The organism is Belliella marina, assembly GCF_042682445.1.
Taxonomy (GTDB): Bacteria; Bacteroidota; Bacteroidia; order Cytophagales; family Cyclobacteriaceae; genus Belliella; species Belliella marina.
On the sequence record NZ_JBHUHR010000046.1, the window covers coordinates 166,894 to 185,975 of the forward strand.

17 protein-coding genes and 4 tRNA genes are annotated in these 19,082 nt (G+C 41.1%); 14 read left to right on the forward strand and 7 right to left on the reverse strand.

Going from position 1 to position 19,082, the window contains the following annotated elements:
• Positions 1-66: 66 nt before the first annotated feature.
• The 5 genes from ACFSKL_RS19750 to ACFSKL_RS19770 all read left to right on the forward strand — a co-directional run bounded on the left by ACFSKL_RS19750 (position 67) and on the right by ACFSKL_RS19770 (position 6,142).
• Positions 67-864 carry an amidohydrolase gene (locus ACFSKL_RS19750; protein WP_376888621.1) on the forward strand — a complete coding sequence of 266 codons (798 nt, stop codon included), beginning with the start codon at positions 67-69 and terminating at the stop codon, positions 862-864.
• Between the two features lie 181 nt (positions 865-1,045).
• Positions 1,046-3,274, forward strand: coding sequence for an NADP-dependent isocitrate dehydrogenase (locus ACFSKL_RS19755; protein ID WP_376888623.1), 2,229 nt, complete (start codon positions 1,046-1,048; stop codon positions 3,272-3,274).
• A gap of 405 nt (positions 3,275-3,679) precedes the next feature.
• Positions 3,680-4,684 carry a type I glyceraldehyde-3-phosphate dehydrogenase gene (gene gap, locus ACFSKL_RS19760; protein WP_376888625.1) on the forward strand — a complete coding sequence of 335 codons (1,005 nt, stop codon included), beginning with the start codon at positions 3,680-3,682 and terminating at the stop codon, positions 4,682-4,684.
• A 158-nt stretch (positions 4,685-4,842) separates the two neighbouring features.
• Positions 4,843-5,502, forward strand: a complete 660-nt coding sequence (locus ACFSKL_RS19765) for a hypothetical protein (protein WP_376888627.1) — start codon at positions 4,843-4,845, stop codon at positions 5,500-5,502.
• 10 nt (positions 5,503-5,512) lie between these two features.
• Positions 5,513-6,142, forward strand: a complete 630-nt coding sequence (locus ACFSKL_RS19770; RefSeq protein ID WP_376888628.1) for an LON peptidase substrate-binding domain-containing protein — start codon at positions 5,513-5,515, stop codon at positions 6,140-6,142.
• Position 6,143: 1 nt separating this feature from the next.
• On the opposite strand, the gene ACFSKL_RS19775 is transcribed toward ACFSKL_RS19770, so the two are convergent.
• Positions 6,144-6,872: a tetratricopeptide repeat protein gene (locus ACFSKL_RS19775; protein WP_376888630.1), complete on the reverse strand. Its 729-nt coding sequence runs from the start codon at positions 6,870-6,872 to the stop codon at positions 6,144-6,146.
• Between the two features lie 229 nt (positions 6,873-7,101).
• Between ACFSKL_RS19775 and ACFSKL_RS19780 the strand changes: the two genes are divergently transcribed.
• From ACFSKL_RS19780 to ACFSKL_RS19800, 5 genes are all read left to right on the forward strand, one after another.
• Positions 7,102-7,174, forward strand: a tRNA-Lys gene (locus ACFSKL_RS19780).
• 145 nt (positions 7,175-7,319) lie between these two features.
• Positions 7,320-7,393, forward strand: a tRNA-Pro gene (locus ACFSKL_RS19785).
• A 119-nt stretch (positions 7,394-7,512) separates the two neighbouring features.
• Positions 7,513-7,586 (forward strand) — tRNA-Arg (locus tag ACFSKL_RS19790).
• A gap of 69 nt (positions 7,587-7,655) precedes the next feature.
• Positions 7,656-7,728: transfer RNA gene (locus ACFSKL_RS19795), tRNA-Lys, on the forward strand.
• Between the two features lie 306 nt (positions 7,729-8,034).
• Positions 8,035-8,688 carry an MCP four helix bundle domain-containing protein gene (locus ACFSKL_RS19800; protein WP_376888631.1) on the forward strand — a complete coding sequence of 218 codons (654 nt, stop codon included), beginning with the start codon at positions 8,035-8,037 and terminating at the stop codon, positions 8,686-8,688.
• Between the two features lie 253 nt (positions 8,689-8,941).
• Here the strand turns inward: ACFSKL_RS19800 and ACFSKL_RS19805 are convergent, their stop codons facing one another.
• From ACFSKL_RS19805 to ACFSKL_RS19825, 5 genes are read right to left on the reverse strand one after another with little or no spacing between them, the layout of a single operon-like run.
• Positions 8,942-9,841: a sugar phosphate isomerase/epimerase family protein gene (locus ACFSKL_RS19805; RefSeq protein ID WP_376888633.1), complete on the reverse strand. Its 900-nt coding sequence runs from the start codon at positions 9,839-9,841 to the stop codon at positions 8,942-8,944.
• Between the two features lie 52 nt (positions 9,842-9,893).
• A complete protein-coding gene (locus tag ACFSKL_RS19810) occupies positions 9,894-10,451 on the reverse strand; it encodes a gluconate 2-dehydrogenase subunit 3 family protein (protein WP_376888635.1) in 558 nt (185 codons plus the stop codon).
• 19 nt (positions 10,452-10,470) lie between these two features.
• Entirely contained in the window at positions 10,471-12,147 is a 1,677-nt protein-coding gene (locus tag ACFSKL_RS19815) for a GMC oxidoreductase (RefSeq protein WP_376888637.1), read from the reverse strand.
• A gap of 33 nt (positions 12,148-12,180) precedes the next feature.
• The gene (locus tag ACFSKL_RS19820) at positions 12,181-13,056 is read right to left on the reverse strand and encodes a hydroxypyruvate isomerase family protein (protein ID WP_376888639.1); all 876 of its coding nucleotides are present in this window, start codon (positions 13,054-13,056) and stop codon (positions 12,181-12,183) included.
• A 5-nt stretch (positions 13,057-13,061) separates the two neighbouring features.
• Positions 13,062-14,297 (reverse strand): nucleoside permease, encoded by a 1,236-nt coding sequence (locus ACFSKL_RS19825; RefSeq protein ID WP_376888640.1) that lies wholly within the window; start codon positions 14,295-14,297, stop codon positions 13,062-13,064.
• A 283-nt stretch (positions 14,298-14,580) separates the two neighbouring features.
• Between ACFSKL_RS19825 and ACFSKL_RS19830 the strand changes: the two genes are divergently transcribed.
• The 4 genes from ACFSKL_RS19830 to ACFSKL_RS19845 all read left to right on the forward strand — a co-directional run bounded on the left by ACFSKL_RS19830 (position 14,581) and on the right by ACFSKL_RS19845 (position 18,078).
• Complete coding sequence (locus ACFSKL_RS19830) at positions 14,581-15,750, forward strand: Gfo/Idh/MocA family protein (protein WP_376888642.1); 1,170 nt, start codon at positions 14,581-14,583, stop codon at positions 15,748-15,750.
• Between the two features lie 91 nt (positions 15,751-15,841).
• Positions 15,842-16,897 (forward strand): sugar phosphate isomerase/epimerase family protein, encoded by a 1,056-nt coding sequence (locus ACFSKL_RS19835; protein WP_376888644.1) that lies wholly within the window; start codon positions 15,842-15,844, stop codon positions 16,895-16,897.
• Between the two features lie 19 nt (positions 16,898-16,916).
• Positions 16,917-17,336, forward strand: a complete 420-nt coding sequence (locus ACFSKL_RS19840) for a c-type cytochrome (RefSeq protein WP_376888646.1) — start codon at positions 16,917-16,919, stop codon at positions 17,334-17,336.
• Positions 17,337-17,340: 4 nt separating this feature from the next.
• Complete coding sequence (locus tag ACFSKL_RS19845; RefSeq protein ID WP_376888648.1) at positions 17,341-18,078, forward strand: 3-keto-disaccharide hydrolase; 738 nt, start codon at positions 17,341-17,343, stop codon at positions 18,076-18,078.
• Between the two features lie 183 nt (positions 18,079-18,261).
• Here the strand turns inward: ACFSKL_RS19845 and ACFSKL_RS19850 are convergent, their stop codons facing one another.
• On the reverse strand, positions 18,262-18,990 hold the full coding sequence (locus tag ACFSKL_RS19850; RefSeq protein ID WP_376889132.1) for a lysophospholipid acyltransferase family protein: 729 nt from the start codon (positions 18,988-18,990) through the stop codon (positions 18,262-18,264).
• Positions 18,991-19,082: the final 92 nt, after the last annotated feature.

Genomic DNA, 19,082 nt, shown 5'->3' on the forward strand with positions numbered 1-19,082 from the left:
GCTGAAGAATTAAGGTAAGCTTCTTCTCCTTTACAAAATCAGTTTACCGAATAATATGAATTTCCGATGGATACAATACCTAATCTCAAAATAGCACTTATTCAAACAGACTTGTATTGGCAAGATAAGACTGCCAATTATGGGATGTTGGAGGAGAAGATATGGGAAATTGGGGAAGAGGTTGACTTGATAGTCTTGCCGGAGATGTTTAATACAGGCTTTACCATGGAGGTAAAGTCGATGTCAGAACCAATGAATTTCAATGCCTGTAAATGGTTGAAGCAAATGGCAGCACAGACTGGGGCAGTTGTCACTGGTAGTGTTGTCATCCGAGAGGGGGATCGTTTTTACAATAGGATGCTCTGGGCGAGTCCTGATGGGGAGATTGCCTTTTATGACAAGCGCCATCTTTTTAGAATGGCGAATGAGGATGAGCATTATTCCATGGGTGTGGAAAGAAAAGTTTTTCAGATCAAAGGATGGAAAATACTTCCACAGGTATGTTATGACCTGAGGTTTCCGGTATGGTCTAGAAATTCCCCTGTTCAGGGAGGGATGGAATATGATGTTTGTATTTATATAGCCAGTTGGCCCAAGCCAAGGATCAAGGCTTGGGATATTTTGCTGCAAGCCCGGGCAGTTGAGAATTTGGCTTATGCAATTGGGGTCAATAGAGTTGGGGAAGATGGAAATGGTGTCCCATATTCTGGGCATACTTCCGCCTATAGCTTCAAAGGAGACCAATTGGTTTTTGCAGAAGATCAAGAGTTGACGATGATCGTGGAATTAAATGCAGATGAATTGGGTTCATTTAGACAGAAGTTTCCGGCATGGAAGGATTCAGATCGATTCAAGATAGGCTGAAAAGCGAATTGTCACATGAAGCCTAAAATGTAGTCTATTGACATTGCCAAACTTTGAAACTGCGATATTTTGATTAATTTAGCCCGAATTTTAATTTAAAGTTAAAAAGACAGCGTTTTCTTGTCTTTTTAACAATAAACCTAAACTAAAATCTAATAAATCTATAGTTAATAATAATAAAATGACCACTAAAACACCTAAAATTCTCTATACCCTTACGGATGAGGCGCCTGCATTGGCTACTTATTCACTTTTGCCTATCGTAAAAGCTTTTACAGATTCTGCCGGAGTAGCGGTAGAAACCAGAGATATATCATTGTCGGGAAGGATAATCGCTTTGTTTCCCGAATTTTTGAAACCTGAGCAACAGATCGGTGATGCGCTTTCCGAACTTGGTGAAGTGGCCAAAACGCCTGAGGCCAATATTGTGAAGTTGCCAAATATCAGTGCTTCCATACCGCAATTGACTGCGGCGATCAAAGAATTGCAGGAAAAAGGATATGCCTTGCCAGATTATCCCCATGAACCGAAAAGTGAAGAGGAAAAGGAAATAAAATTAAGGTACGACAAGGTTAAGGGAAGTGCAGTCAATCCTGTTTTGAGGGAGGGTAATTCAGATAGAAGAGCTCCTTTGGCTGTAAAAAACTATGCAAAGAAAAACCCGCATAGTATGGGCAAGTGGAGTTCTGACTCCAAGTCGCATGTGTCTAGTATGGAAAAGGGGGATTTTTATGGAAGTGAAAAATCCGTTACAATTCCTGCAGCCACTACAGTGTCCATAGAATTTGTAAGTGCATCAGGTGAGGTGAAAGTCCTGAAGTCCAACTTGGCATTGAAGGCTGGTGAGGTTATTGATGCTGCAACATTGAGCGTGTCTGAGTTGAATTCATTCCTGAAATCCCAAAAAGATGCAGCAAAGAAAGAAGGTGTGCTTTTTTCTTTGCATATGAAAGCAACAATGATGAAAGTCTCTGACCCAATTATTTTTGGGCATGCAGTGAAAGTGTTTTTTGCTCCGGTATTTGAAAAGCACCAAGCAGTCTTGAAATCCTTAGGTGTAGATGTCAAAAATGGTTTTGGAGATTTGCTTTCAAAAATCAAAGATCTTCCTGATGGTCAAAGAGCTGAGATAGAATCAGACATCCAAGCTTGTCTTTCTGAAAGCCCTGATTTGGCAATGGTGAATTCTGACAAGGGAATTACCAATCTTCATGTGCCTTCGGACGTGATTATCGATGCCTCAATGCCTGCAATGATCAGGACTTCTGGCCAGATGTGGAACAAGGAGGGGAAAGCACAGGATACCAAGGCAGTGATTCCAGACAGATCGTATGCCGGTGTTTACCAAGAGACCATTGATTTTTGCAAAAAGAATGGCGCTTTTGATCCATCTACAATGGGTTCAGTGCCAAATGTCGGTTTGATGGCACAAAAAGCCGAAGAATATGGCTCGCATGACAAGACTTTTGAAGTTGAAGGTGATGGTGTCGTGAGGGTTGTGTCAGATGGAGAAGTGTTGATTTCCCATGATGTACAAGAGGGCGATATTTGGAGAATGTGTCAAACCAAAGACGCTCCGATTCAGGACTGGGTGAAATTGGCTGTAAATAGGGCACGCGCTACCGGAGTTCCTGCTGTGTTTTGGCTGGATGAAGAGAGAGCCCATGATAGGGAGTTGATCAAGAAGGTCAATACTTATTTGAAGGAACATGATACAGAGGGTTTGGAGATCAAGATTTTGTCTCCTGTAGCCGCAACGAAGTTTTCATTGGAAAGAATCAAAGCTGGAAAAGATACGATTTCAGTGACAGGAAATGTGTTGAGGGATTATTTGACTGATTTGTTCCCGATACTTGAGTTGGGTACCAGTGCCAAAATGCTTTCCATCGTGCCGTTGATGAATGGTGGAGGATTGTTTGAGACAGGGGCTGGAGGTTCTGCACCGAAGCACGTTGAGCAATTGGTTGATGAGAACCATTTGCGTTGGGATTCTCTTGGGGAGTTTTTGGCTTTAGCTGTCTCTCTTGAGCATTTGGGTGAGACTTTCTCCAATGACAAAGCAAAGGTGTTGGCTGACACACTGGATAAGGCAACAGGCAAGTTTCTGGAAGAAGACAAATCACCTTCCAGAAAAGCAATGGAGCTGGATAACAGGGGAAGTCATTTTTATTTGGCAATGTATTGGGCAGAAGCCTTGGCTGCGCAGGATAAAGATGTGGAATTGAAGAATAAATTTGTTCCTATTGCGAAAGAGTTGCAGGAAAATGAATCAAAAATCGTTTCTGAGTTGAATGATTCGCAGGGAGTGGGGGTTGATATTGGAGGTTATTACAGATTGGATGAGGCGAAAGTTGAACAAGTAATGAGACCAAGTAAAACTTTCAACACGATTTTGGCTAAAATAGCTTAAGATCTGACTTGGATCAAAAACAAATAAAGCAGCCAAACGGCTGCTTTATTTGTTTTTGAACTTGATATTTTTGTTGATGGATTTATGAAAAAAACCATTGATTTGAGCCATGCAGATTTATTGGTTATACTAGGTGAAATCTATGTCATCTATCCATTCTGAGCTCAATTTTTGTTTTTTTTCACCAAAGATTAAGGATAAATATCAAAATATTGATTTTCGAAATCGATTGTATATTGTTTTTTGCAAAAATGCATGCTTTTGAAGGCTTTCAAGATTTGGGTAGGCAAGATATTATTGGTAATTTTAAGCATCCAAAACTACGGTGAAAGTAATCGTAGATTATTTTGATTTTTGATTCAAGATATTTGAAATCAAACCTATAAACAATAAATACATAAAACTATGAGCAAAATTAAAGTTGGAATCAACGGGTTCGGTAGAATCGGTAGATTGGTATTCAGAGCTGCGCAGACGAGAGATGATATCCAAGTCGTTGCAATCAATGATCTAATCGATGTAGATTACATGGCATACATGCTGAAGTATGATTCTACACACGGTAAATTCGAAGGAACAGTTGATGTCAAAGATGGTAAGCTAGTTGTAAATGGCAACGAAATCAGAGTTACTGCCGAGAAGAGTCCAGCCAATCTTAACTGGGGTGCCGTTGGTGCTGATTATGTTGTTGAGTCTACTGGTATTTTTCTTACCAAAGAAACTGCACAGGGCCATATCGACGCTGGTGCCAAAAAAGTGATCATGTCTGCGCCATCCAAGGATGATACTCCGATGTTTGTAATGGGGGTAAATGAAAGTTCTTATACTTCAGATATGGTTTTTGTTTCCAATGCTTCTTGTACAACAAACTGCCTTGCTCCGATTGCCAAAGTATTGAACGATAACTGGGGAATTGAAGAAGGTTTGATGACTACTGTACATGCTACTACAGCTACACAGAAGACTGTAGATGGCCCGTCTGCAAAAGACTGGAGAGGTGGTAGGGGAGCTTCCCAAAACATCATCCCTTCATCTACAGGAGCTGCAAAAGCTGTGGGCAAGGTGATTCCTGAGTTGAATGGTAAATTGACCGGTATGGCCTTTAGGGTACCGACTCCTAATGTGTCTGTTGTCGATTTGACTGTAAGGTTGAAAAAAGGAGCTTCTTATGAAGAGATTTGTGCCAAAATGAAGGAAGTGTCTGAAACCAGCATGAAGGGTATTTTGGGATATACAGAAGATCAAGTTGTATCTACAGATTTCAATGGCGACAGCAGGACATCTATTTTTGATGCAGGAGCTGGTATCCAATTGAGCGATACATTTGTAAAGGTTGTTTCTTGGTATGACAACGAGTGGGGTTATTCCAATAAAGTGGTTGATTTGCTTGCTTATATCTCTAAGAAGTAAGAGTCGTTATTATTAATTTTCCCGAAAAGGACTAAGTGTATTGGGTTGTTCTATCCAATATCCCTAGACCTTTTCGGGATTTTTTATTTAAGGCAATGTAATTTTTGATTTCTGTATAATTTTTGTTATTATGAGATAAATTTAAATCCAACGAATACATGATTGCCATATTATTAAGCTTGTTTTTATTATCATCGGAAGTAGAAGTGAATCAGGATGATTCGGTGCCTGATGAACCCAAGAAAACCGAATATATTGAAGTTGACAACAAGAGGTTTCCAGTAGAGATTAAAGATGCTGTAATTGAAGCTTTGGCATATTTCCCAGAATTGGCTGGGGTCAATATAGATTTTGAATACAAGGAAAAGATATCAGGTGCAGTGATGCAGGCCCAGCCACGCATGCTTACCTTATTGGTGACGGGAAAGGAAAAAAGGGAATATAGAATCAAGATCACAAGGTCATTTGAATTTGAAGAAGGGGAGGTGCTGATTGAAGATGTTCCCCATGATGCTTTGGTAGGGTGGATAGGTCATGAACTGGGGCATATTATGGATTATAAGAACAGGAGTACTGTTAATTTGATGCACTTTGGTATGAAGTACATTCTTTCGAACAAAAGGCTTACAGAGGCTGAAATAGCCGCAGACACCTACGCGATATCCTGTGGTATGGGGCATCAAATCCTGACGGTCAAAAATTATATTCTCCACAACGAGAATTTCAAAGAGTCTTACAAGAGTAAGATAAGGGATTTGTATATGTCTCCGATCCAAATACTGAGTTTACAGGAGGAATTGAAGGAAGGGGAAGGGTAGATGAAATGATATGATAAATGAGACTTTGCCTATATTTCCCCTCAAGTTGGTGGTATTTCCGGATGAGCGTCTGAATTTGCATATTTTTGAGCCTAGGTATAAACAGTTGTTGGCAGATATTCAAAAGGGAGATGGCAGGTTTGGGATTTCTGTTTACCTGGATAAATTGATGCCATATGGTTCCGAGGTCGTATTGGAAGAAGTATCTAAGGTTTATGAAGATGGGAGGTTGGACATAAAAACGAAAGTGCTACGGGTCTATGAGCTGGTTAAATTTGAGAATCCGCTCATGGGCAGGGAGTATGCTGGTGGGGAAGTCGTGTTTTTTGAGAATGACAATGTTTTGCCGAATAATGTCTATTCTGAGTTTATGGTATATCTGAAAGAGTTTTTTAGGCTTATAGGTGAACCTGTCAAGGTTTTGCCACTCTTAGTCAATTCATTTACCTGGACACACAAGATAGGCCTCACACTGGAGGAGGAATACCAGCTTTTAGTGTTGAGGAAAGAAGTCCAAAGGGTGCAGTTCCTCATCAATCACTTGACAAAAGTCATACCTATCCTTAGGGAAGTGGAGCGTGCCAAACAAAGGATCCAGATGAATGGACACTTCAAAGCGTTGGATGCATTGGATTTTTAGGCTACAATTTGGTGATGCTTTCTTTTTTCACAAAGGCTTTTTGTTTTCCCCATTCGATCTCGTACCAAATGTCTTTGGAAGACTTGATGATGACCCGGTGTCCCGGGTCGACATTTTTGATCAATTTCCCGCCGGCTGTAGGCTTGTCCATAATGATGGTCGGGCTGCCTGTTACAATCCCTGTTGAAGGCTCTTTGAGGAAGTTGTTGGCAATGAATGCCAAGAATATTAAGAAAAGGGTAGGAAGATAGTATTTGGGCTTGTTTGCCTTTTCTTTGAAAATGAGTAGGGAAATAATTGAGATTAGAAGCAATACGACGAATACCCCTGTGATTTCCTGTTGTAGATCGGAAAGGAATTTGAAGAACCGATCCCCATCGGAAATCTCATAACCAACAAGGTTTGGTTGCTCGGTGAGTGTTTTTATTTTGGTGATTACTCTTGGGTTTGGGTTAATGTCGTAATACTTAGCGAGATAAAAACTCGCTTTGGAAAAATCACCTTTTCCTTCCGAGATAAATGCCATTTTCAAGAGCATCGCAGGGGAGAAAACTTGTTCATTATCGAGCATGTTTTCGTAAAAAACCATCGCTTCTTGGTAATTGTTGGTGTTAAACAAAGAATCTGCTCTTTGTAGCTCAATTGTATTTGCTTGACAATTAAAGCTTTGTAGAAACACCGATAAAATTATTGAAAATTTTGTAAGAAAGATTGCCTTTGAGTTTTGCATTTTAAAATAGTCCGCTTAAATTTGCAGTCCAATTACGGCAATGATTTAACAAAAAACAAGTCAAAAACTGTAAAAAATATCTCAAAAGAGAGATCATAAATTTGAAATATAAGATTAAACACACTAGTTTTACGCCACCAAAAAGGGGGGCTAACCCTGATGCTTTATTCATAAGGAATGCGCAATCCTTAGCTTTAAAGATCCAAAGTGAAAGTAAAACAGAAATAATGATTCCGTAGCTCAGCTGGTAGAGCAATACACTTTTAATGTATGGGTCCTGGGTTCGAGCCCCAGCGGGATCACAAAATTGGGCAAAAGGTATATAGGCGAGAAGCCTGTCCCGATAAGATGCAGCGAAGCAAGGCTGTATTGGGAGGCCCCAGCGAGATTACAAAATATTATCAGTTCACAAGGAGTTGAAAAATATTGAAAGGTTAGATTAAAGTTCGGGGTGTAGCGTAGCCCGGTATCGCGCCACATTTGGGATGTGGAGGTCGTAGGTTCGAATCCTGCCACCCCGACTATTTTATTCTAATATTTCGAAAGTATAAGGAAAATGATTGTAGCTCAACTGGATAGAGCATCCCGACTCCATCGGGAAGGTTTCCTGTTCCAGTTTGGCAAAATAGTAAATAAAGATGGTCTTGTAGCTCAACTGGATAGAGCAACTGCCTTCTAAGCAGTAGGTTTCAGGTTCGAGTCCTGACAGGATCACAAAAGGTCGCCAGACCAATCAGAATGGAGCATTTCGAAAAAAAGAGATGCTCCATTTAATTTAATTACGATTCCGTAGCTCAGCTGGTAGAGCAATACACTTTTAATGTATGGGTCCTGGGTTCGAGCCCCAGCGGGATCACAAAAGCCTCCTAAATCGGGAGGCTTTTTTGTTTTGAAATTAGTGGGTTTTTATAATGACTATATGCCCTAGTTTTTCTCTTGCCCAGAAGCATTTTGTATCTTTAGGTATGCAGCTGTGTATTGAAGACCTTTCTCTAACCTATATTTGCCATCCAATAATCAAGCATAAAACCCTCGCCCCATATTTAAAGAGCAATTTGGTTGATAATTTAGGTTTTAAAGCTTTCTTTTGCTTTATTATAACTTCGTATGGTTTCTCACCAGAAAAATTGAATGTGAAGAATTGACCCAGATGTAAGAAAACATGAAAACTCCCAAATCATTAACCAATAAACTCAAAGCTGCGATTATTTTGACTTTTCTACTTTTGGTCATATTTGGAAAAAATATATTGGACCGGAAGAGTTTCAATGAACTCGAAGAGTCTTTTGTGTCAGTATACGAAGACAGGTTGGTAGTAGAGAGCTATATATTTACGATCTCAGAGAATCTGTTCAGGATCAAGTTGCTTGTAAACCATTGTTGGGAAGAAGGGGATTACTCACATGTGATTGAAGATATAGAAAAGTATGAAGAGAATATCTTAAAGACTGTAGAGACTTTTGAAAAGACCAATCTGACTAGATCGGAAGATGAGTTCTTGAAGGACTTTAGGAGGATCATTGAGTCAAACCTTCGGATCGCTGATTATGAATTGTTGTATTCTGAAGAAGAGGGGATCAATGAAAAGCAAGTCCATATTTATAATGGCTATATTGAGAGGGCAATTCAGGATTTGGAGAAGCTTTCAATGATTCAGTTGGAGGAAGGCCATAAGCTGGCTGTAAACTCTGAAAAGGTGGTGACCAGATCAAGGATATGGGCCCAGTTTGAAATCGCTGCCTTGGTCATTCTATTGCTGATAATTTACCTTTTGATCTATACCTCGAGAAACATCAAATCGGAATTGATCGATTGATGGCTCCAAAAAGCAAAAATATATATGAGTATCCTCAATGGTGTGCTTTGGGAAAGAAAAGTCCTTGTAATTTGCGGATACTCGTCAACAGCTTGCGTGCATGTGGGGTGTCAACATAACCTCAAATCGTTCAGCCGACAAGCTATTGTTTGGCTATGGGCAAGAAGACAGATAGTCTTATAAAAAACCTCCATATTCAATATGGAGGTTTTTTTTTGTTTGGATCAGAAAGTAAACTTGTGCTTTCTGCTGGTTAGAATTTGAAACTCTTCATGTATGTAGCATTTTTCTCAGCAGCTTCCATTGGGCTGATATCAACAAATCTTTCTTGCTCTACGATGAAGTACTCCATGCCTGTGTCTTTGGCAGTCTTCAGTATCGAGGCAAAATCTATCACACCCGTGCCGATAAGTGTTGAGCCATTTGGTTCTGCGATATCAATACCGCTTTCTTTGTCTTTGATATGACCCAACTTGAACCTGTTGGGGTACTTCTCCATGTACTTTATGGGATCGTATCCGGCAGTATACACCCAATAGAGGTCTAGCTCAAAATCGACTAGCTCAGGGTCTGTGTTTTCCATGAGGTAATCGTGGGGTATTTGGCCATCCAGCTCTACGAAAGTATAGCCATGGTTATGGTAGGCGAACTTCACGCCATTCTTTTTGCAGATCTCTCCCTGCTTGTTGAACTCCTCTGCGATCCGTTTGAAATCGTCCATAGACTTCTGTGGTCCTACATAGGGATTGATCAGGTATTTCATCCCGATTTCCCCAGCTTCCGCAGCATTTTTTTCCAAATCTTTAAAGGTATTAGAATGTGAGGAGACAAAATCCAGCCCCAAGTCATCCGTTAACTTTTTGAACTCAGTATTTTTCATTCCCCAGAAAATGCCCTTCCCCCCATCAAAACCTTCAATTTGGTTGTAGCCATATCCGGCAATTGATTTGATGGTCTCTGCGGCATTTTCAGCCATATTCTCTTTTACAGAGTACAATTGTATGCCAAATGCAGACAGTGTCCCCTCGGTTGCCAAGACAAGGGTTTCCTCCTCCTCATTTTCTTTGGTTTTTGGACTGCAGAATTGAAGGGGTAAAAATGCCCCCATCCCCATGGCAGCACTTAACTGTATAAATTTTCTTCGATTATTCATGGTTGTTCAAATAAATAGAGAGGCATAAAATGCCTCTCTATGGTTAAAAGAATTAAATAGCAAATACTTTATCACCCTTCTTATAGTCTACACAGGCATCATATCTTCCTGGTACTTCGACAAACCTCAATTGCTGACTAGCGCCTATCTCAGAAGTAAAGTAACCTAATAATGTCAGGTCTTTGAGCATTCCGATTACTTTTGGCTCGTTGTCTTCACTTGTCATTGATTTTTGGTTCATTTCATTCAGAAATGCCGTTCTTTCTTCCAAAGTAGCATCCATAAAGTCCTTTTTATTGCTGTCTTTGTAGTCTTTTCTCAGGGCATTCAAACCAGATACAAAAGCAGACTGCTGCTCTCCATTGTAAGTGTCTTTGACCATCATTACCATAAATTCCCCAATTCCGGCAGCTTTGGCCCCAGGAGTGTCTGTGGTTGGGATTATAGCTTCTCCAATCTCATCAAGAAAAGCGATTTGTTCTGGGGTAAAGTCCAGCCCCACAATCTGATCTTCAGGAGCACATCCGGTTAGGATTACATTGGCTCCAACCATAGCTCCACCCATCATCAAGGCAAAACTCTTAATTGCATCTCTTCTATTCATTGCCATAATAGTTTCCTTTTATTGGTTATAGGTTTCCTTTTTTAAGTTCTTCCACAGCAAAAGCTGCCGCCCTTGCTGTCAATGCCATATAGGTCAACGATGGGTTTTGTGCCGCTGCCGAAGTCATGCAGGCACCATCGGTGACAAATACATTTTTGGCATCCCATACTTGGTTATTGCCATTCAGTACCGATGTCTTGGGATCACGGCCCATTCTTGCTGTTCCCATTTCATGGATTCCTTGGCCAAAAGTATACCCTGCATCGAATGTGTTGATGTTTTTCAGTCCGGCTGCCTCTAGCATTTCTGCTGCGTCGTTCATCATATCCACCCGCATTTTCTTTTCATTTTCTTTGATCTCAGCATTCATTTCCAATGCAGGAAGACCCCACTTGTCCACCACTGTCTTACTGAGTTTGATGGTGTTTTCGTGGTAAGGTAGAATCTCGCCAAATGCAGTGATCCCCATGGTCCATGGTCCCGGCTCACTCAAAGCTTCTTTCAATGGGGCGCCGAAGTTCATTTCTGCGACATTTCTACTCCATCCGGATCTACTCGCAGCACCTTGGTACCCAAAGCCCCTGACGTAATCCCTTTTGTCGTCACCTACATTTCTAAATCTTGGGATGTAGACCCCATTAGGCCTTCTTCCAAAATAATATTTGTCTTCATAGCCTTCCATCGAGCCATTTGCCCCTAATCTGAAGTGGTGATCCATGACGTTGTGCCCAAGCTCGCCAGAGCTACTGCCCAAGCCCTCAGGCCAGATGTCTGTGGCTGAATTCATCAAGATTGATGTAGAACCAAATGCAGACGCACACAGGAATACAATCTTGGATTTGAACTCGATTACTTCATTTGTTTCAGAATCTATCACCTCTACACCAGTTGCTTTTTTGGTGTCTTTATCATAAAGGAGCTTACTTACTAGCGAAAAAGGCCTTAAAGTAAGGTTGCCTGTTTTCATTGCTGCCGGAAGTGTAGAAGATTGCGTGCTGAAATAACCTCCAAAAGGACAACCCAACCAGCATTTGTTACGGTATTGGCAATTGGTACGTGCTTGGATTGGCTCTGTGATATTGGCAACTCTACCGATTGTCATATGTCTGGCATTGCCATATTTCTCTTTTATCCTTGCAGCTACATCCTTCTCAACACAGTTGAGATCCATAGGTTTTTGGAATTCACCGTCTGGTAGGTGTGGGATGCCATCCTTGGAACCAGAGATTCCGGCAAATTTCTCTACATAGCTATACCAAGGCGCTAGGTCCTTGTATCTTATAGGCCAGTCTACCGCTATGCCTTCTTTTAGGTTTGCTTCAAAATCAAGATCTGCCAACCTGTAGCTTTGTCTTCCCCAAAGCAAAGACCTTCCCCCTACTTGATTTCCCCGAAACCATGCGAATGGCTTCGTCTCTACATAAGGAGAGTCGGATTCATGTGCCCACCAATCAAGGTTCAGTTCGTTGAGTACATAGTCTCTCCTAAGATTCGGGTGGTTTTCAGTCATTTCAACTGTCCTTCTGCCACGATGGGGGATTTCCCATGGTGGTGTCGTAGCTGTCTTGTAATCTTTGATATGCTCGACATTTTTACCTCTTTCCAATAAGAGGACCTTCAACCCTTTTTCAGTTAATTCTTTTGCTGCCCAACCACCACTAATTCCTGATCCGACAACAATTGCGTCATATTGATTTGCCATAATTATAGATTTAAGCTGTATTTCTTACTAATATTAAACGTCACATATTCTGATAGCCTCTTCCAACGAAGCAAGCTTATCCTGTTTCTTTGGCATAAACTCCTGGCATACATATCCAGTGAAGCCTGTTTCCACGATCGCTTTGACTACCGCTGGGTAATTGATCTCTTGGGAATCATCGATCTCGTTTCTTCCAGGATTGCCAGCAGTGTGGTAATGCGCAATGTATTGATGGCTACTTTTGATTGTTCGGATCAAGTCACCTTCATCAATCTGCATATGGTAAATGTCGTATAGCAGCTTGAAATTGTCGCTTCCCAACCTTTTGCACAATTCCACACCCCATGGTGTTTTGTCGCACATGTAGTCTGGGTGGTCTACCCGGCTATTCAATAATTCCATGACTAACGTTACGCCATGTTCTTCTGCCAGTCCAATGATTTTTTTCAGGCCTTCTACACTGTTTTGGAGACCTGTCTCATCATCCATCCCATCCCTGTTCCCGCTAAAGCAGATCAGGTTTTTATATCCTGCTTTTGCCACAAGGGGGATTGTTTCCGTATAGTTTTTGACTAGTTGGTCATGGTAAGCTTTGTTGTTAAAACCTTTTTCTAGGCTTACTTCTGCACCATTGCACATGGAGCAGTCTACACCGTTGGCTTTTAAGATGTGCCAATCTTTTGGCCCCACCAAATCGATGGCATTGAAGCCGATCTTTTTTATGGCCTTACATAATTCGTCCAAGGATAAATGTCCAAATGTCCAAGCGCAAACTGCATGGTTGACATTTCCTTTGAGCATTGTACTTTTCATTGGGTTAGCGTGTAGGTTAAATATTGGGGCAGCACTGGTTGCGAGTGTACCCATCATGATTTTCTTTAAGCTACTCCTTCTATTGATATTATTCATTTGTATCAGTTTTGGGTTTGGGTTTTCTTGGATTCCTCTTTGAAGAAAATAAGGAAAAAGAACACAACAAATACTGCTATTCCGGATGGGATCATCCAGATGGATTGCCAATCATGCGTTCCGTCTGCAGCCAAATAGATGTCAGAGATCTTACCGGCAACAAAGAACCCAATCAGCATACCCACACCATAGGTAGCAAGGGTGATCAATCCCTGTGCGGAAGATTTGAACTTCTCACCAGCTTTGGAATCAGTGTAGATTTGTCCTGACACAAAGAAAAAATCATAACAGATGCCATGTAGGGCAATACCAATAATCAAAAGGAACAAGCCACTGTCGGCATCTCCTATTGCAAACAATATATATCTCAACACCCAAGCGATCATGCCCAAAAGGAGTGTCTTTTTGAATCCAAATCTTTTGAAGAATACTGGCAAAAGTAAAAGGAACAATGCTTCTGAAATCTGTCCTATTGTCATTTTCCCGGTAGGGTCTGCGACACCTATTTCTGCCAAAAATGGATTGGCATTTTGATAATAAAAAGCCAAAGGGATACAGATCAAAATAGAAGAGATGAAAAAGACTGCAAAGTTCCTTTCTTTCAATAGGCTGAGTGCATCAAAGCCTAGGATTTCAGAAATTTTCAATTTTTGTGTTCTATCAGCTTTGGGTGGTGTCTTTGGCAAGGTAAAGGAGAAAATTCCCAACACAGCCGAGGCAATTCCAGCCATTAAGAATGTGTTTTTCAAAAATCCAGAAGACATATTCTCGACAGAGTCCCATGTGAACAGATAGCTAATGGAAAGTCCTGCAATGATCCATCCTATGGTTCCCCATACACGGATGGTAGAGAAATCTTTTTCGGGATCTTTCATTTGGTTGAAGGATACCGAGTTGACCAATGCCAGGGTTGGCATGTAGAGGATCATATAGACAAGCAAGAATGGGTAGAAACTTACAAAATCCGCAGATTGGTACATCACAAACATCAGGCCTGCACCTACCAGATGGAGTAGACCTAGGATCCTTTCAGCATTGAAATACCTGTCAGCAATCAATCCTATTATAAAGGGGGCGATGATTGCACCTAAGGATTGTGTCGAAAATGCAGTGGCAATTTGGGTTCCTGTGGCATTGAGATTTGCTCCTAGAAAGGTGCCGAGGGTGACGAACCATGATCCCCATATGAAAAATTCTAGGAACATCATGAAAGAGAGACGAAAGCGAATTCCTGTGCTCATTAATTTTAAAGGTTAATAGGTTTGGACAATGTTAATTGTATTCGAATGAAATGGCAAACTATTAATTTTAAGTTTAATATTTAGGCTTTTTCTATTAATTTTAAATTTCACTAATAAAAAAAGCAATAACGTAAAAAGTAAAACATGTTCATATACCGTTTATAACGTAATTGTGCATGCTGTCAATAATTGTGTTTGGTATTTCTGATCAAATATTCGATAATTTATCTTTATTGTGTCAAAATTCAAAATTTTTAATGTTTAACAAATCCAAAATGATTTCATGAAGAATAACAGAAAGCTAAAAATGGGAATGATAGGTGGAGGGCCAGGTTCGTTTATAGGGGCAATTCACAGAAGTGCGGCTTTGATGGATGGATTGATTGAGATAGTGGCTGGTGCTTTCAGTAGCAAGCCGGAAAAATCCGTTCAGACAGGAGAAGAGCTGATGCTGGATGAAAGCAGGGTCTATAGTTCTTATGATGAGATGTTTGAAAAAGAACTTTTGTTGCCTGAAGCTGAGAGAATTGATATAGTAAGTATTGTCACTCCTAACCATGCACACTTTGATCCTACCAAAAAAGCCCTCGAGATGGGGTTTCACGTAGTTTTGGATAAGCCGTTGACTTTGAATTATGCTGAGGCTAAGGAACTTTATCGGGTGATAGAAAAGGCAAAAGGACTTTTTTGTCTAACGCATACCTATACTGGATATCCAATGGTCAAGCAAGCCAAGCAAATGGTTGCGGACGGAGTAATTGGGGAAGTCAGGAAAGTCTATGTAGAATATCCACAAGGCTGGCTATGGAAACTATTGGAGTCAGAAGACAACAAGCAGGCACAATGGAGAACAGATCCGAGTAGAAGTGGTGAATCCGGATGTTTTGGGGATATAGGTACCCATGCATTCAATCTGGCAGAATATGTGACAGGCCAAAGAGTCGAGAAGATATGTGCAGATTTGGATACCAAGATAGAGGGGAGACTATTGGAAGATGATGGGGCAGTGTTGATGCGGTTTGAAAACAATGCTTCCGGAATATTGACCGCTTCCCAAGTCGATACCGGTGCTGAGAATAATCTCAAGATCAAAGTGTATGGAGATCAAGGGGGGCTGGAGTGGATGCAGGAAGACTGTAATTCATTGATTGTAAGGTGGCCAGACAGACCGGATGAGATATATAGGGCTGGTACACCGTACCTTTCTTCATTGGCACAAGAAAACACAAGGACTCCTGCAGGACATCCGGAAGGGTATATGGAGGCATTTGCAAATATCTACAGGAATTTTGCCAGGTGTATTTATGCCAAGCGAAATGGAGAAGAGCCCAAAAAGGAGTGGCTTGACTTTCCTGGAGCTGAAGATGGGATCAGGGGAATGGCATTCGTAGACCACGTATTGGCAAGTTCAAAGTCAGATCAAAAGTGGACTCCATTTATCGTTGAAAAGTAACTGATTTGCCAGTTGTACGAATCTAAATCCTTCAGAATAGCTTTGTACTAAAATCTAAAATCTTAAATTTAATCTAAAAACCTATTAACTTATGAAAACTATAAAAGGGCCGGCTATATTTTTGGCACAGTTTGCCGGTGATCAAGCCCCATTCAACAACTTGAAAAGTATCTGTGAATGGATGGCATCAGTTGGATATTATGGCGTGCAGATACCGTCTTGGGATCCAAGGCTGATAGATTTGCAAAAAGCCGCCGAAAGCCAAACCTATGCGGATGAGATCAAAGGGATCGTCAATGAAGCAGGTTTGGAAATCACCGAGCTTTCTACTCATCTCCAAGGTCAATTGGTCGCGGTGCATCCTGCATATAATGAGCTTTTTGATGGTTTTGCACCAGCTAATTTAGCAGGGGATCTAAAAGGTAAATCTGCTTGGGCCACCCAGCAATTGAAATATGCAGCAAAAGCATCCAAAAACCTGGGGCTGACAGCCCATGCTACATTTTCTGGGGCATTGATGTGGCATACAGTATACCCTTGGCCCCAGAGGCCTGCTGGGTTGGTGGATACTGGATTTGCCGAACTTGCCAAAAGATGGTTGCCTATATTGGATACTTTCGAAGAGAATGGGGTTGACCTTTGCTATGAATTGCACCCTGGGGAAGATTTGCATGATGGGATTACCTTTGAGATGTTTTTGGAAAAGGTAAACAACCATAAGCGGGCAAATATTCTCTATGATCCAAGCCATTTTGTATTGCAGTGCTTGGACTATCTGCAATTCATTGATTTCTACCATGAAAGGATCAAAATGTTCCATGTCAAAGACGCAGAATTCAACCCTACAGGAAAGCAGGGAGTATATGGAGGTTACCAAGGTTGGGTTGACCGGGCAGGAAGATTCCGTTCTTTGGGAGATGGCCAGGTGGATTTTAGTGGTATATTTAGCAAACTTTCCCAATACGACTTTGATGGATGGGCGGTATTGGAGTGGGAATGTGCGATCAAGCACCCTGAACAGGGGGCGATCGAAGGGGCGCAATTTATTGCTGACCATATAATAAGAGTGACGGATAAAGCATTTGATGATTTTGCAGGCTCAGGGGCAGACGAATCGTTCAACAAAAAAATATTAGGAATTCAATAACCATACAATAAACAAAAAAATGAAACTAATTAAACCCTTTTCAATTGGCGTGTTGGCGCTTTCTTCTTTGATGTACGCATGTGGTGGAGGAAGTGACAAATCTTCTGAAACGACAGCAACAACACCTCCTCCACAGGATACCAAAATAAGCTTGGAGGAGAAGTATAAAGATGATCCTGTTTTTATAAAAGGATCTGCAAAAGCAAAAGAAGCAGGCTGTACAGCTTGTCACATGTTGGAGCGGAAGGTGGTAGGCCCTTCTTACGCTGATGTGGCAGCCAAATATGAAAATACCCCGGAAAATGTAGCCTTGCTTACAGACCATGTAATCAAAGGGAGTGTCGGTAATTGGGGTGAGATACAAATGCCTTCACATCCGCAGTTGGAAAAATCCGATGTGGAAGATATGATTAAATATGTTTTACTTTTAAAACGATAAATATATGATAGCCTTAAAATATTCAGTAGCTGCAATTGTATCAATGGTTTTTGCCTGTGGTGGGACGCAAGAGGTAAGAGAGGTGACCATTGAAAATGAAGTGGTTGAAGTCGAGTCTGAATGGATCCGTCTTTTTGATGGGAAGTCATTCGATGGCTGGAAAAAATACGGTGGAGGCGAAGTAGGTGCTGCTTGGAAGATTCAAGATGGCGCCATTTACCTTGATGCAACGAACAAATCCGAATGGAAAGAAGGAGACGGTGGGGATATTGTGACGAAAGAAGAATTTGATGATTTTCATCTAAAAGTGGAATGGAAAATTTCCGAGGGTGGAAATAGTGGGATCATTTTCTATGTGAATGAATCAGATAAATACCCATACCCTTGGTCCACTGGGATGGAGATGCAAGTGCTAGACAACGAAGGCCACGCCGATGGGAAAATCACTACCCATAGAACGGGTGATCTTTATGATCTGATCGAATCGAATGAAGAGACCGTCAAGCCTGTAGGTGAGTGGAATTTGGCAGAGATCATATCCAAAGACGGGAATCTTGAACTACACCTGAATGGTACAAAGGTCGTAGAAACTACCCTTTGGACACCTGAGTGGGAAGCGTTGATTGCGGGAAGTAAGTTTAAGGATATGCCAGGATTCGGCACTTTCAAATCTGGAAAAATAGCACTTCAAGACCATGGAGATGAAGTTTGGTTTAGGAATATTGAAATCAAGAAGCTTTAAGTCAAGGTAAACAGTTGCAGGTCAATTATCAGTAAATTGAACTTGCGCAAATAATAACCACAAAGGGCACGGAGGTTTTTACAAGGGGCACAAAGGAAATCTCCCTACAAGGGGAAATACAATGTGCTTTGTGCATCCTCTGTGCTTTTTGTGGTTTTGTTTTTTGAATTTGAAGGGTTGTATCTATCCATGGGTCAAAATCATCGCTTCCAATCTGTTGAAGCATTTTTCGGATAAGGACACAATATCATTGGATTCCCTAAATGGCATCGGATCAATAGGGGCTGAAAAGTATATATCAATTTTTCCAGGACGGAGTAGGATAGATCCTTTCCGCATGATTTTGTCAGCACCGATTACCGCCATTGGCAAAATGGGAATGCCCGTTTCTACTGCAATTCTGAATGCGCCTTTCTGAAATGGGAGTAAAGTCTGGTCGCTGTCATTTCTGGTGCCTTCGGGTGCGACCACAATGGAAATCCCCGTATTCAGGATTTCGAGGAGTTTTTGTACGGATACCTTTCGGGAATTGACATCTTTGCGGTCTACCCATACAGCCAGTCTTGAGGTGATAAAGCCGAAAACCGGGATTTTGGAAAGTTCCTTTTTGCCGATTGCACGTAATTCTTGGTGGATAGCCATGGGGATCACAGGCGCATCTATAAAGGAACGGTGGTTGAAAATGTAGATATAGGGTTGCTTGGGATCAATATGTTCTTTTCCATGGACATGATATCTGATTCCTACCAAAGATGACCAGCCCTTTACCCAGATACGGATAAAGAAAAATGCGAATTTCCCCGCTTTGGCAGAAATCGCATAGGGTATGACCACAAACCAGCCGAATATCAGCATGAAGAGAGCAAACAGGATTGCTGCATATACTGTATAAATCCATTGGAAGACTTTCATAGATCCATCTATTTCTTTATTTTTGTACAAGTTTAATCAATTTACTAACTCTTTGCTTGCAAATGACCCCTGAAAGCGTTTTCAGGGGTTTC

What these genes read in the sequence shown, in the direction of transcription:
- ACFSKL_RS19750 (WP_376888621.1), top strand. Translation starts at nt 67, where the DNA reads ATGGATACAATACCTAATCTCAAAATAGCACTTATTCAAACAGACTTG.
- ACFSKL_RS19755 (WP_376888623.1), top strand. Translation starts at nt 1,046, where the DNA reads ATGACCACTAAAACACCTAAAATTCTCTATACCCTTACGGATGAGGCG.
- gap (WP_376888625.1), top strand. Translation starts at nt 3,680, where the DNA reads ATGAGCAAAATTAAAGTTGGAATCAACGGGTTCGGTAGAATCGGTAGA.
- ACFSKL_RS19765 (WP_376888627.1), top strand. Translation starts at nt 4,843, where the DNA reads ATGATTGCCATATTATTAAGCTTGTTTTTATTATCATCGGAAGTAGAA.
- ACFSKL_RS19770 (WP_376888628.1), top strand. Translation starts at nt 5,513, where the DNA reads ATGATAAATGAGACTTTGCCTATATTTCCCCTCAAGTTGGTGGTATTT.
- ACFSKL_RS19775 (WP_376888630.1), bottom strand. Translation starts at nt 6,872, where the DNA reads ATGCAAAACTCAAAGGCAATCTTTCTTACAAAATTTTCAATAATTTTA.
- ACFSKL_RS19800 (WP_376888631.1), top strand. Translation starts at nt 8,035, where the DNA reads ATGAAAACTCCCAAATCATTAACCAATAAACTCAAAGCTGCGATTATT.
- ACFSKL_RS19805 (WP_376888633.1), bottom strand. Translation starts at nt 9,841, where the DNA reads ATGAATAATCGAAGAAAATTTATACAGTTAAGTGCTGCCATGGGGATG.
- ACFSKL_RS19810 (WP_376888635.1), bottom strand. Translation starts at nt 10,451, where the DNA reads ATGGCAATGAATAGAAGAGATGCAATTAAGAGTTTTGCCTTGATGATG.
- ACFSKL_RS19815 (WP_376888637.1), bottom strand. Translation starts at nt 12,147, where the DNA reads ATGGCAAATCAATATGACGCAATTGTTGTCGGATCAGGAATTAGTGGT.
- ACFSKL_RS19820 (WP_376888639.1), bottom strand. Translation starts at nt 13,056, where the DNA reads ATGAATAATATCAATAGAAGGAGTAGCTTAAAGAAAATCATGATGGGT.
- ACFSKL_RS19825 (WP_376888640.1), bottom strand. Translation starts at nt 14,297, where the DNA reads ATGAGCACAGGAATTCGCTTTCGTCTCTCTTTCATGATGTTCCTAGAA.
- ACFSKL_RS19830 (WP_376888642.1), top strand. Translation starts at nt 14,581, where the DNA reads ATGAAGAATAACAGAAAGCTAAAAATGGGAATGATAGGTGGAGGGCCA.
- ACFSKL_RS19835 (WP_376888644.1), top strand. Translation starts at nt 15,842, where the DNA reads ATGAAAACTATAAAAGGGCCGGCTATATTTTTGGCACAGTTTGCCGGT.
- ACFSKL_RS19840 (WP_376888646.1), top strand. Translation starts at nt 16,917, where the DNA reads ATGAAACTAATTAAACCCTTTTCAATTGGCGTGTTGGCGCTTTCTTCT.
- ACFSKL_RS19845 (WP_376888648.1), top strand. Translation starts at nt 17,341, where the DNA reads ATGATAGCCTTAAAATATTCAGTAGCTGCAATTGTATCAATGGTTTTT.
- ACFSKL_RS19850 (WP_376889132.1), bottom strand. Translation starts at nt 18,990, where the DNA reads ATGAAAGTCTTCCAATGGATTTATACAGTATATGCAGCAATCCTGTTT.